Origin of the sequence: Streptococcus suis YS56, assembly GCF_000440115.1 — a bacterium.
In the GTDB taxonomy this organism is placed as follows: domain Bacteria; phylum Bacillota; class Bacilli; order Lactobacillales; family Streptococcaceae; genus Streptococcus; species Streptococcus suis_L.
This window is the reverse complement of record NZ_ALMY01000007.1, coordinates 1-12,668: the sequence shown is the minus strand read 5'-3', so window position 1 is coordinate 12,668 and position 12,668 is coordinate 1. Positions and strand designations below refer to the sequence as shown.

The window sequence follows — 12,668 nt, the reverse complement described above, 5'->3', positions numbered from 1 at the left end:
GGAGTAACGGGTTCTGTAGGCTCCTCGGGGGTTGGGGGAACTACTGGGGCTGTAGGTTCCTCGGGGGTTGGGGGGGTAACAGAAACTGAAGGAGGTTGTTCAGACACACTGCTCCCTTTAATGTAACCCACATAGACATAACCTTCAATATCTGCTGGTGCTGGTAAGGCTTGATCTGAGGTTATCTCTATCGTTTGATTAAATTGGGACAAAATATGATTGGTCAAGGCCGAAGCAGTTGGAACTAAGAAACTTGTTCCAGTAGCTATTAAAAGAACAACACCTGCCACTTCCTTTTTGCCTTTTCTGCCCAATTTGAAGGCAATAACTAGAAGTGAAAGACCTGCAATCGCCGTTATACTTGTTTCTAAGGCACCTGTCTTAGGTAAAACTTTTGAACTTGAACCAATATTCATTGTTGTTGACGAAAGCTTTGAACCTACTGGTCTATAAACAAGATAATAATTCGCATCCGTAGCTTGTGCCAATCTAGGTAGTTCTCGAATAATTAGTTCTTTCTCAGCATCGGTCAACTCTTGCTCAGTTACATATGAATAGTGAATTGACTGTGCACTAACTGCTGGAGCATTTATAACTGCAGACGCAAAAATAAGACTTGCTACCATAGCAGAAACAAGTCCAACTGATAACTTACGAAAAGCAAAACGTTGTTGCTTCTCAAATTGATTTGTTTTCATTTCCTTTTCATCCTCCTACGATGGACATACTTCAATTATACCGTTACTTATTACTTCCTACAAGTGTTTTAATTGATACTTCTCGAAAAGCAAAAACAGTTGGATTGACTCAATGTAGTTGATATTTATTCTATCGACATCTGCACCGCTTAGTTTTAGCTTCATTGAGCAGAAGATAAAAAAACTCCAAGCAGGTTTCACCCGCTAACTCATGACAGAAAAAGAAGAACAGCTTATAATAAAATTGAACAATACTAATCCGTGGTGTTTAATAGGACTTTACCTAGTCTGTATAAAAAACTGGATGAATAAGAGTCATGAGAAAACTCGAATACGCTTAGAAGCGTGAAAATAAAATTACAAGTAGCCTCTTATTCGATTGTTCAAAATTAGAATAGGAGGCTTTTCATATGGAAGTCATGATTGAAACCTGTTGTGGCATTGATGTCCACCAGAAATCCATTATTTGTTGTATTCTAGATGGTCCACTGGATACCAACAAACCAAAGAAAATCCAGAAGATATTCGGAACAAGGACCATAGCCCTTCAAAACGCCCTCGCTTGGTTAGAAGAAAATCATGTTTCCCACGTTTTTTTTGAATCCACTGGTCAATACTGATGCCACTCTTCAATATCTTTTCTGACTCTGATTTAACCTTGGTTTTAGCTAATCCGCAACACATCAAGAATGTTCCTGGTCGAAAATCAGATATGAGAGATGCCGAGTGGATTGCCCAACTGGGTCGTTGTGGTCTGATTGCTTCTTCTTATATCCCAAGTACTGAAGTTGTCCAGTTACGTTTGCTTACTCGACGTCTACGGGCTTATAAACAACGTCAAACTCAAGTTAAGAATGAAATCCATAATCTCTTACAACGGGCCAATATTAAACTGACCAGCTACTTGTCTGATATCTTCTCAAAGACAGGTCAAGCACTTCTAACTCTCTTTATCAATGGAGAAAGAATTGATGTAAACACGGTTAGCTCTTGCATTAACAGGAAAGTTAAAGCAAGTCCCGACCAGCTGGTTGAAGCTATGAACGGGTAGTTGTCATTTGAAGACCGATTTCTAATAGATCAAAGCTTAGAAGAATATCGGATGTATCAGGAACTCATTAGGAAATTGACTCATGAGATTCAGGCTTACATCGAAAAGGAGTTTCCCTGAAGAAAACAGGTTACTCCAAACCATTCCTGGGTTGAGCGAAAACTGCGCTGCCACTATTTTAGCTGAAATTGGACCAACTGTAGATAGTTTTGAAACAGATGGACATCTGACATCTTGGGCTGGACTCTGTCCAGATTCTTACGAAAGTACAGGCATTAAAAAATCCTCACATATCACGCAAGGAAATCGCTACATCAAACAGGCTTTGACCATGTCTGGATTGATTGCTGCACACTCTAAGGATTCTGCTTTTTCATCTCTTTACAACCGAATTTCCCAAAGAGGAAGCAAGATGAAAGCTGTTATTGCCTGTGCCCATAAAATTCTTAGAATTATTTATAAACTCCTCACAACCCATCAATCTTATCAAAAAGAAAAGGCGCTAGGACTGAGGTAACAGTTCTAACACCTAAACTTAAAAATTTTTCAATTACAGTATAGCACAGGAAGTGTCTTTTTGCGCATTTTTAATAAAAACACTAGAAAGATAGTCAATGAAAATCAAGTCTACAAGTTCTGATTTTTATAGCCGTTTAGTTTACTTTTAGTACTAGCTCCAACTATCTGGGAGAGTGAAACAGTTCGGGGAACTGTTTCAGCCCGAGACTAGATACAAAAAAGCGAGGAAAAAGAGGCTGGAAATAGAGCGAACTCTGTTCGCATCAACAGCTGCAGGCTGCTTGTACAGTCTAATGACTGTACAAGGTTGGAAATAAGGAAACGGGGTTTCCTCTTACGTCTAAGTAATCAAAGATAAATCCTCTCTAAGTGTGGTCAACATCAACCCATTACAGTTGATAACGAGCCATTTTTTATCCTTCAACTGTTTCTGAAGCAGTTTCACTTGCTACATCTGAAACAGTTTCTGATACCACTTCAGTTTGAACATCTTCGATATCAATTTCAATATCCTCAGACACCACCACAGCATCCTCAACATCTTCTTCTGTCAAATCCACTGTTGGAGCTTTAGCCGTTTTAGCCTTGATAGCTTCCAAGATATCAGCCGTTGACAGGTTTTGCTCTGCGATTTTTTCCTTGATTTGCTCGAAGGTTTCGACAGATTTTTCCTTACCTGACTTGACCAAATCTTCCACTGTCAATTCCCCAGTTTCCAACTGAGTTTTGACTTCTGTAAAGCGCTCTGAGGCTTGCCTGCCCAAGTCCTGAGCCTTGCTGACCAAATCAGCATTGATTTCTTCATGGTTTTCTTTATAGTCATTAGCAAAGTTAACGACTTTTTCTTTCACCGATTTACCAGTTTTACTTGCTAGAAAGGCAGCTGCAGCTGCTCCTCCTGCTACACCTAATAAGAGGCTGGTTAAGACACTAGATTTTTTTACCATTTTTTTCTCCTTTCTTACCTAAGAGAGATGAAATTGTTGACAAGGCAGAGAGGGCTCCGCCAGCTTTAACCGTATTAGCACCTGCAGACTTGGCTTTGACCGTCAAATCACGCGCAGAGGCATTCAAATCAGACACAGAAGTGGACAAGTCCGCAACTGCAACGAAGAGGGGATCCAAGGTCGAAACCTTCCCATTGACATCTTCCACCAAAACATTTGTTTTGGCCAAGAGTTCGTTGGTCTGGTAAAGGGTCACATTGACATCGCTAGTCAAGACTTTGAGGGTTTGTTGAGCCTCATCCGTCACCGTACCCAATTTTTTCAAGAGCAAAACAATGTAAACTGCTACTGCCGCGATGGACAGGGCAATAATCAAGACAGAAATTTCGATAATCATATTTTCTCCTTTATGATTGATAAAATGGAATAGAGGATTTTCTTCTCCGCACCACAACCATGCTGATTCCTACCAAGATAAGAACACCAGATAACCATTGGGAAACACGAATGCCCAAGAACATGAGGCTATCTGTCCGCAAGCCTTCTATCAAAAGACGGCCACAACCATACCAAATCAGGTAAAAAGCTGTGATTTCACCCTGTTTGAGGAATTTTGGCCGTCTGCGTAGGACACAAATCAAGCCAAAACCAAGCAGATTCCACAGACTTTCAAACAAGAAGGTCGGTTGACGGTAGGCGCCATCAATATACATCTGGTCTCGGATCAAGGATGGTAGGTAGTTCAAGCTGTCCACAGCCTTACCATAGGCCTCCTGGTTAAAGAAATTTCCCCAACGCCCAATGGCTTGCGCAATCATGACGGAGGGAGCAACCACATCCAGAAAGTCTAGCGTATTGATAAAGCGGTGCCGAGTGAAGAAATAGAGTACGATTGCCCCTGTTATCAAACCACCATAGATAGCAATTCCACCATTCCAGATAGCAAAGACAGATAAGAGATTATCCTTGTACTCGCTCCATGAAAAAGCGACATAGTAGATTCTGGCTCCGATTATGGAAAGCGGAAAGGCTAGCAAGATAAAGTCTAAAATATCATCCTGCAAAATCTTCTTGCGCGGTGCTTCCTTAGTCGCCAAATAAACACCCAAGACCAAGCCTAGCAAGATGCAGATGGCATACCAGCGAATTTCTAAAGGACCTAATCTAATCGCAATTGGATCCATATTAGCCCTCTTCTCTATTCTGCTCGATGAGATTGCCTAGACGCTCTTCAAAGATTTTCGTTGCATCATAGCCCATTTGCTTAGCACGGTAGTTCATGGCTGCTGCTTCAATTACTACCGAGATGTTACGACCAGTCTTAACAGGGATGCGGATTTGAGGTATTGAAATACCTGCAATTTCAATGGTATCACCAGAATTCCCCAGACGGTCAAAGACCTTACCCGTTTCATAATTTTCAAGATAAACAGCCAACTGTACTTCTGAAGAATCTTTTACGGCACTAGCGCCATATAAGCTCATGATGTCGATAATTCCTACACCACGGATTTCCAATAGGTGGCGCAGAATTCCCGCAGGCTCACCCCAAAGGGTTACGTCATCTTTTGCAAATACATCCACTCGGTCATCCGCCACCAATCGGTGTCCACGCTTGACCAATTCAAGACCCGTCTCACTCTTACCGATACCAGAATCTCCTTGGATAAGGACACCCATACCGTAAATATCCATCAAAACACCGTGAACGCTGGTCCGCTGTGCCAATCGACTGTCCAGATAGGAAGACAATTCCCCTGATAGACGGCTGGTCGCTGTCTTACTGCGACAGATGGCAATCTGCTTTTCTTTGGCAGCCTTGTACATCTCCTCTGGAATTTCCAAACCACGCGCCACAATAATAACTGGTGTTTCAGGCTGGAACATTTGGGAGAGCACCTGATAGCGGTTATGGGCTGTCATGGCCATCAAGTAAGACCACTCTTTCATCCCCATAAGCTGAATACGCTCAGGAGAATAATAATCAAAGTAGCCTGTCATTTCCAAACCAGGACGAGTAATGTCAGAAGTCGTAATCTCTTTTTGGAGTAATTCTTCTGTACTATAGGCACACTCAATCCGTAGGTTATCAAGTAAATCTTTTACATAAACTGTCATTTCTGCCCTCACTTTCGGTTTTAGTATATTATACCACAAGCAAGGGGTGGGAGGGGAAAACAAGTAGTTCTTTTCCTCAGAATACAGGGACTAACAGCCTCCCCGTCTCCAGCTAAACAACACTATCACTATCCCACTACAAAATTCTCCCATAATCTGTTATACTATCCATATAAAGTCAACCAGAAGGAGAAGATTATGGAACCATTATTCCTCACACCTGTCATGCATGAAAAAATTTGGGGTGGCAATCGCCTAAGAACCAACTACCACTATGATATTCCTAGTGAAAAGACTGGGGAATGTTGGGCAATCTCTGCCCATCCAAATGGCGTAACAACCGTCTCAAATGGTCAATATAAAGGAAGAGGACTGGATGACCTCTATAAGAATGAAAAGCATTTATTTGGCAATCCAACAGATGATGTCTTTCCATTATTAACAAAAATCCTTGATGCTGAAGATTGGCTTAGCGTCCAAGTCCATCCCGATGATAGCTATGGCTTGGCTCACGAAGGCGAACTGGGCAAGACAGAATGCTGGTACATTTTGGAAGCCGAAGACGGTGCTGAAATCATTTATGGCCACAATGCCCAATCCAAAGAAGAACTCCGTCAGCAAATCCAAGCTGGAGATTGGGACAAGCTGTTGACCCATGTACCTGTCAAAAAGGGTGATTTCTTCTTTGTACCAAGTGGCACCATGCACGCCATCGGTAAGGGTATTATGATACTAGAAACCCAACAATCTAGCGATACAACCTACCGTGTCTATGACTTTGACCGCCGTGACGATGCAGGCAACCTCCGTGAACTACACATTGAGAAATCAATCGATGTCCTGACCATCGGACCTGTTGCTAACTCAACACCTGCCCATCTCAAAGCAGGCAATCTTGACTCAACACTTCTGGTTGCCAATCCCTTCTTCACCGTATATAAATGGAATATCCAGCAAGAAATCAAAATGGAACAGACCGTTCCATATCTGCTTGTCAGTGTCATCGAAGGGGAAGGTGCCATCCAAGTCGGTGAAACCAGCTACCCACTTCAAAAAGGAAGCCACTTTATCCTACCAGCCGATGTGACAGACTGGACCTTTACAGGCCAAATGGAATTAATCGCAAGCCATACAAACTAAGCATGTAAAAAAACTTGAGCCTTTAAACTCAAGTTTTTTTCCATTCTATCCAAACCAAGACTTATTTATTTTCTCCGCATCTTTTATCTTACGTGGTCCTGTTCCATAGCGTTCCGCGTCCTGATCTTCTTTATAGGGTAAAAAGTAGGCTGCTGCTACGTAAAGAGCAACCAACAAGAGAAAAGATTTTCCCAAAAGCAGGCCTGCAATAAATATTGCACGTGTCACCCAGGCTTCCCAGCCCAGTTTATGGGCTAGACCAGCAAGGACACCCGACAAAATCTTGCCCTGTCTTACTTTATACAAATCAATCGACATCTTTTATTCCTTTCACATAGAAGGCACCTTGTCCAGTCTGTGCCTTGATAAAGAGTACATCATTGCCCGATTTTTCAAACTGGTAGGGACTGGCTTTCTTTTTCCGATTGACCAAAACCTGACCCGATTGGGACTCTATCTGCCCACGAATCCCTTGTCCCTTACTCGTTTGTAAGGTCAATGGCGCCTGGGCCAATTCTACATTCAAATGTTGAGGATAACCACCACAGGTCGTCAAGCGGATATCCTGTTGTTTTTTATCCCTTGAACTGCGGATAGAAATATCTTCAAACGGTAAATAATCCAAGCGAGCATCGGCCTGCCCCAACTCCAAGTCCAATACGGACATCCATTCCTGTGGCAAGCTGATTGTCAAATGACAGGCCAAGCCACTGCTAAAATAGAGACATTTTTTTTCTACATAAAGATGAGGAAGTCTATCTTCAGGTGCATCCTGATTGTAACAAATTTCCACACCAAGCTGATTGTTCTTGGATTTTGTAAAGGTCAGCCGCCCTTCAGAAAGTTTTAAAAATAGCGACTCAATCCCTTCAAATGTATAGGCTTGCTTCAACTTAGAAGAGGCAAATACTTTAAAAATTGGCAAGGAAAAATTCAATTTTTCTTTTTCTTCCACGAAAAGAAAGTCTGGTTCTTGGTTCATTTCCTTAAAACAGGCACGCGCCTCTTCCTTGGTCAAGACACCTTTTTCATATAACTCAATTAAGCGTTCTTCTCTCTTTTGCGTCATAGACTCACCTCGATTCTATTCTAGTATATCACAATCCCCACCAAAAAAATCAGCCCGGGGACTGATTCTCTATTCTTTCAAAGTGAGTTTACCCCTACACTTACCACATCGGTATTTTTTTAGGTCAATGCGGCGCTTGCGCTGGTAGACTTGTCCACAGGACTGACATCTATAAATCAGACTAGGCTTGGCAGCTTGTTCCAGTTTGGGAGCATAGCGCAGGCCGTCCACCGCAGCTAACAGTTCCTTGAAGTCCCTGTCTCCGTGCCGATAGCCTTTTTTCTCAAAGTAGAGATGGTAGTGGCAGAGCTCGTGGCGGACAATCTTCCGAAAGACTTCTAAGCCTTGCTCCTCCAAGTGCTTGGGGTTGAAATCCAGGTGACCATCTTTTGGAAAAAAGCGCCCACCTGTTGACCGCAGTCGCCTATTCCAGATTGCTACATGCCGAAATTCCTTATCGAAGTCTTGCACGGAGACTTCTTGCACATACTTATTCAGATCCATTTGGTTTCAAAAGGCTAAGGCCGATACGGTTGCGTTTGATGTCCACTTCAACCACCCAGACAGTAACGATTTCCCCAACAGCGAGAACCTCACTAGGATGAGGTAAGGCTTGTTGACGTCCATTCTTATCCCGTTTGCGCTTGACCATGCGTGAAATGTGGACCAAGCCATCTTCATGGACACCGATGTCCACAAAGGCCCCAAAGTCCACAATATTGCGGACTGTACCTTGCAATTCCTGACCTACCACCAAGTCCTTGACATCCAAGACATCTTGACGGAGGACTGGTGCCTCAAAGTCATCCCGTAAATCACGACCTGGTTTGAGCAAGTCTGCAATGATGTCCTTCAAGGTTTCCTGACCAACACCGATTTTTTCTGCCGTATCTGCAATAGCCACCTGCTTCAATTTTTCCTGCGCAGCCTCATCTAAGTGGTCAATAGCTAGAAGTTCTAACAGGTTTTCCACAGCCTTGTAAGACTCGGGGTGCACGCCAGTATTGTCCAAAAAGTTAGTCGCATCTGGGATGCGCAAGAAACCAGCTGCCTGCTCAAAGGCCTTGTCACCCAGACGAGGCACCTTCTTGAGCTGCTGACGAGAGGTCAGAGCACCATTTTCCTCACGGTACTTGACGATATTCTCCGAAATAGTCTTGTTGAGACCAGCCACGTGAGCCAAAAGGGCAGGACTGGCCGTATTGACATTGACCCCGACCTGGTTGACTACCGTATCGACCACAAAATCCAGACTTTCAGACAGAGCTTTCTGGTTGACATCGTGCTGGTACTGGCCGACCCCAATCGACTTAGGATCGATTTTCACCAGCTCTGCCAGAGGGTCTTGCAGACGGCGAGCGATGGAAATAGCAGAGCGTTTTTCCACAGGGAGGTCTGGGAACTCATATCGAGCCAGTTCAGAAGCTGAATAAACAGAAGCTCCGCTTTCATTGACGATAACGTAAGAAACTTCTGGAAAATCCTTGAGCAAATCAGCGACGAAAGCTTCGGATTCCCGGCTGGCCGTTCCATTTCCGATAGCAATGATTTCCACTTGGTATTGCCCAATCAAGTCTGCCAAGTCTTTCTTGGCCTGGGCAATTTGTCGCTGACCAGCCGGCTCAACTGGATAGATGACCTGGGTTGTCAAGAGTTTTCCCGTCTGGTCTACAACCGCCAACTTAGCACCTGTCCGAAAGGCAGGGTCAAAACCAAGAACAACCTTGCCTTTGAGGGGAGATACAAGAAGCAAATTGCGTAGGTTTTTAGAGAAGAGCTGGATTGCTCCTTCTTCTGCTTCTTCCGTCAATTCTGTCCGAATCCGACGCTCCATAGCAGGCAGAATTTTCTTCTTGATGGCCTGCTGAATGACATCCTTGATGTAGCTATTAGACTGTGGAAAACGCAGTTCAAAGAAACGGATCATTTTATCCACATTGTGTTCAAAAGAAACCTTGAGAATGCCTAATTTCTCCCCACGATTGATGGCCAAGGTCTTATAACCCTGCATTTTTGCCACCTTCTCAGAAAAATCATAGTAAATCTGAAAGACTTCTTTTTCATCTGCTTCTTGATCTTTTAGCTCTGAAGTAAGGCTTGAATTGGTCTGTACTTCATGGTAGACCCAGGCCCGAAGTTTATTGTCTTCTGAGATCGCTTCGACCAAAATATCCACAGCCCCAGCCAAACAAGCCTGAGCAGTGTCAAACCCCTCGCAGATAAAAGCAGCAGCCTGCTCCTCCAAGTCAGCCACATTCTGCAAAATTAGACGAGCCAGTGGGAAAAGTCCAGCCTCACGCGCCACCGTTGCCTTGGTCCGACGTTTTTCCTTATAAGGCAGGTAGAGTTCCTCGACATCTGCCAACTTTTCGGCTTCCTCGATAGCCTGACGGAGCTGGTCTGTTAATTTGCCCTGCTCTTCAATCTTGGCAAGGACAGTAGCCTTACGGTCAGCCAAGGCAGTCAAGGCCTTATCCCGATCGATGATGGACTTGATGACCACTTCATCTAAATTCCCCGTCACATCCTTCCGATAACGAGCAATAAAGGGAATGGTGTTGCCTTCAGCTGTCAAAGCCAAGACCGTATCAATCTGTTTTAAACTAACGCCCAATTCCTGAGCAATTTTCAAATATTTTTCTTCCATAGCTTCTATTATAGCATGAAAGCGGTATGTTGTAGATGATAAAAGAGTATGCTGCTCAAACAACATACTCTTTCCACTCTAAAACGCTGCCAAGTCTGGATCCAACTGTCCTTTTAGGCCTGATAAGTTGTCCAACTGGGCGACGGCTTCTGGGCTAATGACTAGGTCATCAATATCCAAATTGGCCTTGATATTTTCTGGGCTGGTTGATTTTGGTAATGGTAAGAAACCTTTGTCTAAGGACCAAGCCAGTGCCAATTGAGCAACACTACAGCCTGCTTCTTTGGCTAAGTCTGCTGCTTCTTGACTTTGGAAAAGTGTTCCTGTACCAAATGGGCTATAGGCCTCCAAGAGAATGCCTTTGGCTTTGCAGTAGGCCACTAATTCTGACTGTGGAGTACCGGGTGCCAACATAATCTGGTTAACCATGGGTGTGATTTCAGCAGTTTCCAACAAGCCTTCCAAGTGATGTTCCATAAAGTTCGACACGCCGATGGCTTTGACCTTACCTGAACGGTAGAGCTCTTCCAATGCCTTCCAGACCTGAGCATTGCGCTCCTTCCAGCCGATGCTGTCCCGAATAGCCTGTGGATTGGGCCAGTGGATTAGAAGCAAGTCCAGATAGTCCACCTGCAATTTCTTCATGGACACCTCAACAGACGCCAAGGTGTCCTCATAGCCGACCTTGTCATTCCAGACCTTTGTCGTTAGGAAAATATCCTCCCGTGCCACACTGCTGTCCGCAATGGCCCGACCAACACTAGCTTCATTGCCATAAATTTGAGCAGTATCAATATGACGATAACCAGCTTCCAATGCATAAGAAACCGCACCGTACGCTACTTCACCATCAGGTATCTGCCAAGTTCCAAAACCAATTTTAGGAACAGTTACACCATTTGAAAACGTATATCTTGTCATAAAAGACCTCCTATTTCTTCTATCCCCAGTATAAACTAAATTATCAATCAATACAAAATAATACGACCTAAAAATAAAAGACACCCGAAAGTGTCTGCTCACATTTATTGTATACTTACTTTTCAAAATTTATTTTCTTGGATAGTTTATCGATAACAACAGCTCCAACTAATAGAGAAAGCAATTCTCCTGCTGCTGTTGTCAACCAAGTTAGAAAGAATGGCAAATCATATAAGACTTTTAATTCTAAAGCAATGGTAAACATAGTTGCCGCAAAAAAGAATGAGAAATAAAAGAAAGCCTTGTTAAATAATCCACCGAATAGATAGTCCTTCTTGTATTTTTCAAACAGAATAACTCCCAAGGTAACGAAGATTAATGTCGAGAATCCACCCACAAAGAGGTCAATCACGCCAAAACCAATCAAGTTGGAAATCATGCAGCCAATGGTCACAGCGATAATATACTTACGATTATAAAAAGCCAAGAAATTGAGCATTTCAGACAAACGGAACTGAACAGCCCCGAAGGAAATAGCATTCAATGGCGGCGTCAAGGTAAGAGCGACATAAATCGCCGCAACAAGAGCAATTTCTGCCATATCTCTGGCAGTCCATTTAGATGTATTCATAAAATTCTCCTTTAGCGAAAAAGCTTAAAATATGCTTGGGTAAAGTGAGCAAGCCCCAAGGGTCATTGAATTTGTCAACAACGTTGATTAGTATAGCATATTTTTCCTAAAAATGATAGACTAGTCCTATGAAAAAACTATTTTATCAACTCATCAATAACGAAGTGATTCTCTATTTGATTGCAGGTGTTGCAGCAACCCTTGTTTATATGCTTACCCGTATGGGACTCTTTCTGTTCATCCCATCCATTCTGCTAGTAACTCTTTTAGCCAATGCAGTAGCTATCCTCTTTGCCTTTTGGACAAATGATCGCTTTGTATTTAAGCAAGTAAGACAAGGCTGGTTCCAACGCCTCATCAAATTCACTACCGCTCGAATTGTCACTCTTGTTTTGGATATGGCTTTAGCCTATATACTTGTAGCTGCCTATCCACAATTGATTGGACAATTTGTACATAACAACATCAACCTGGTCAATGCCATTGCGACACTTTTCTCGCAAGTCTTAGTTATTGTCCTAAACTACGTTTTAAGTAAATTATTTGTATTTAAAGAGTAACCGCCCAATAACAAGGTATCTATCTAATCACTCCCTCCTCCTGTATACTGTTATAAAAAACAAAACTGGAGGATTTATTATGTCACACCCCATCGTCCCATTGACTATTCCCCTATCTCGCCGCTTTGAGAAGAAAGGCAGAAATGATATTCTGATGAAAATTCATCTCGGAAAAGTGGAAGTCACATTCTTTCACTCTATCAACCAAAAAATATTAGAAACAATCTTGGATAAGGTACTGCACTATGACCATCCGACTCAGTGATTTAGGTCAAGTCTACTTGGTTTGCGGTAAAACGGACATGCGTCAAGGGATTGATTCTCTCGCCTACCTTGTCAAAAGTCAATTCAATCTGGATCCCTTTTC

18 protein-coding genes and 1 riboswitch are annotated in these 12,668 nt (G+C 43.0%); of the genes, 7 read left to right on the top strand and 11 right to left on the bottom strand.

Going from position 1 to position 12,668, the window contains the following annotated elements; all coding sequences use genetic code 11:
• Nucleotides 1-698: YSIRK-type signal peptide-containing protein (locus SST62_RS01000000111355; protein ID WP_032499274.1), on the bottom strand; the 698-nt coding region annotated here is incomplete at its 3' end.
• Nucleotides 699-1,108: 410 nt separating this feature from the next.
• On the opposite strand from SST62_RS01000000111355, the gene SST62_RS1000000111950 reads away from it, so the two are divergent.
• From SST62_RS1000000111950 to SST62_RS0101155, 3 genes are all read left to right on the top strand, one after another.
• Nucleotides 1,109-1,318: a hypothetical protein gene (locus SST62_RS1000000111950; RefSeq protein WP_029185977.1), complete on the top strand. Its 210-nt coding sequence runs from the start codon at nucleotides 1,109-1,111 to the stop codon at nucleotides 1,316-1,318.
• Complete coding sequence (locus tag SST62_RS01000000111350; RefSeq protein WP_228376831.1) at nucleotides 1,318-1,749, top strand: IS110 family transposase; 432 nt, start codon at nucleotides 1,318-1,320, stop codon at nucleotides 1,747-1,749. The genes SST62_RS1000000111950 and SST62_RS01000000111350 overlap by 1 nt, the downstream gene beginning before the upstream one ends.
• 82 nt (nucleotides 1,750-1,831) lie before the next feature.
• Nucleotides 1,832-2,266, top strand: coding sequence for a transposase (locus SST62_RS0101155; protein ID WP_079267399.1), 435 nt, complete (start codon nucleotides 1,832-1,834; stop codon nucleotides 2,264-2,266).
• A gap of 415 nt (nucleotides 2,267-2,681) precedes the next feature.
• On the opposite strand, the gene SST62_RS0101150 is transcribed toward SST62_RS0101155, so the two are convergent.
• The 4 genes from SST62_RS0101150 to hprK are packed head-to-tail and all read right to left on the bottom strand — an operon-like array spanning nucleotide 2,682 to nucleotide 5,333.
• Nucleotides 2,682-3,215 carry a YtxH domain-containing protein gene (locus tag SST62_RS0101150; protein WP_029185976.1) on the bottom strand — a complete coding sequence of 178 codons (534 nt, stop codon included), beginning with the start codon at nucleotides 3,213-3,215 and terminating at the stop codon, nucleotides 2,682-2,684.
• A complete protein-coding gene (locus SST62_RS0101145; protein WP_029185975.1) occupies nucleotides 3,199-3,609 on the bottom strand; it encodes a DUF948 domain-containing protein in 411 nt (136 codons plus the stop codon). The genes SST62_RS0101150 and SST62_RS0101145 overlap by 17 nt, the downstream gene beginning before the upstream one ends.
• A gap of 13 nt (nucleotides 3,610-3,622) precedes the next feature.
• Nucleotides 3,623-4,399: a prolipoprotein diacylglyceryl transferase gene (lgt, locus tag SST62_RS0101140; protein ID WP_029185974.1), complete on the bottom strand. Its 777-nt coding sequence runs from the start codon at nucleotides 4,397-4,399 to the stop codon at nucleotides 3,623-3,625.
• A gap of 1 nt (nucleotide 4,400) precedes the next feature.
• Complete coding sequence (gene hprK / locus SST62_RS0101135) at nucleotides 4,401-5,333, bottom strand: HPr(Ser) kinase/phosphatase (protein ID WP_029185973.1); 933 nt, start codon at nucleotides 5,331-5,333, stop codon at nucleotides 4,401-4,403.
• 195 nt (nucleotides 5,334-5,528) lie between these two features.
• Between hprK and manA the strand changes: the two genes are divergently transcribed.
• A complete protein-coding gene (gene manA / locus SST62_RS0101130; RefSeq protein WP_032499273.1) occupies nucleotides 5,529-6,473 on the top strand; it encodes a mannose-6-phosphate isomerase, class I in 945 nt (314 codons plus the stop codon).
• Between the two features lie 45 nt (nucleotides 6,474-6,518).
• Here the strand turns inward: manA and SST62_RS0101125 are convergent, their stop codons facing one another.
• From SST62_RS0101125 to SST62_RS0101100, 6 genes are all read right to left on the bottom strand, one after another.
• Nucleotides 6,519-6,791 (bottom strand): PspC domain-containing protein, encoded by a 273-nt coding sequence (locus SST62_RS0101125; protein WP_029185971.1) that lies wholly within the window; start codon nucleotides 6,789-6,791, stop codon nucleotides 6,519-6,521.
• Complete coding sequence (locus tag SST62_RS0101120; protein ID WP_029185970.1) at nucleotides 6,781-7,542, bottom strand: hypothetical protein; 762 nt, start codon at nucleotides 7,540-7,542, stop codon at nucleotides 6,781-6,783. The genes SST62_RS0101125 and SST62_RS0101120 overlap by 11 nt, the downstream gene beginning before the upstream one ends.
• A 69-nt stretch (nucleotides 7,543-7,611) precedes the next feature.
• Nucleotides 7,612-8,046, bottom strand: a complete 435-nt coding sequence (locus SST62_RS0101115; protein ID WP_029185969.1) for a SprT family protein — start codon at nucleotides 8,044-8,046, stop codon at nucleotides 7,612-7,614.
• Complete coding sequence (locus tag SST62_RS0101110; protein ID WP_029185968.1) at nucleotides 8,033-10,189, bottom strand: Tex family protein; 2,157 nt, start codon at nucleotides 10,187-10,189, stop codon at nucleotides 8,033-8,035. The genes SST62_RS0101115 and SST62_RS0101110 overlap by 14 nt, the downstream gene beginning before the upstream one ends.
• 78 nt (nucleotides 10,190-10,267) lie before the next feature.
• Nucleotides 10,268-11,110: an aldo/keto reductase gene (locus SST62_RS0101105; RefSeq protein WP_029185967.1), complete on the bottom strand. Its 843-nt coding sequence runs from the start codon at nucleotides 11,108-11,110 to the stop codon at nucleotides 10,268-10,270.
• A gap of 115 nt (nucleotides 11,111-11,225) precedes the next feature.
• Nucleotides 11,226-11,741, bottom strand: a complete 516-nt coding sequence (locus SST62_RS0101100; RefSeq protein ID WP_012027540.1) for a QueT transporter family protein — start codon at nucleotides 11,739-11,741, stop codon at nucleotides 11,226-11,228.
• Nucleotides 11,739-11,841: riboswitch (PreQ1 riboswitch) on the bottom strand. (Overlaps the previous gene by 3 nt.)
• Before the next feature lie 28 nt (nucleotides 11,842-11,869).
• Here SST62_RS0101100 and SST62_RS0101095 point away from each other — a divergent pair.
• The 3 genes from SST62_RS0101095 to tnpB all read left to right on the top strand — a co-directional run.
• Nucleotides 11,870-12,301 (top strand): GtrA family protein, encoded by a 432-nt coding sequence (locus tag SST62_RS0101095; protein WP_029185966.1) that lies wholly within the window; start codon nucleotides 11,870-11,872, stop codon nucleotides 12,299-12,301.
• A 79-nt stretch (nucleotides 12,302-12,380) separates the two neighbouring features.
• A complete protein-coding gene (locus SST62_RS0101090; RefSeq protein ID WP_029942435.1) occupies nucleotides 12,381-12,566 on the top strand; it encodes a hypothetical protein in 186 nt (61 codons plus the stop codon).
• Nucleotides 12,547-12,668 (top strand): IS66 family insertion sequence element accessory protein TnpB (gene tnpB, locus SST62_RS01000000111345; protein WP_032499275.1); only part of this gene is annotated, 122 nt, incomplete at its 3' end. The genes SST62_RS0101090 and tnpB, both read left to right, overlap by 20 nt.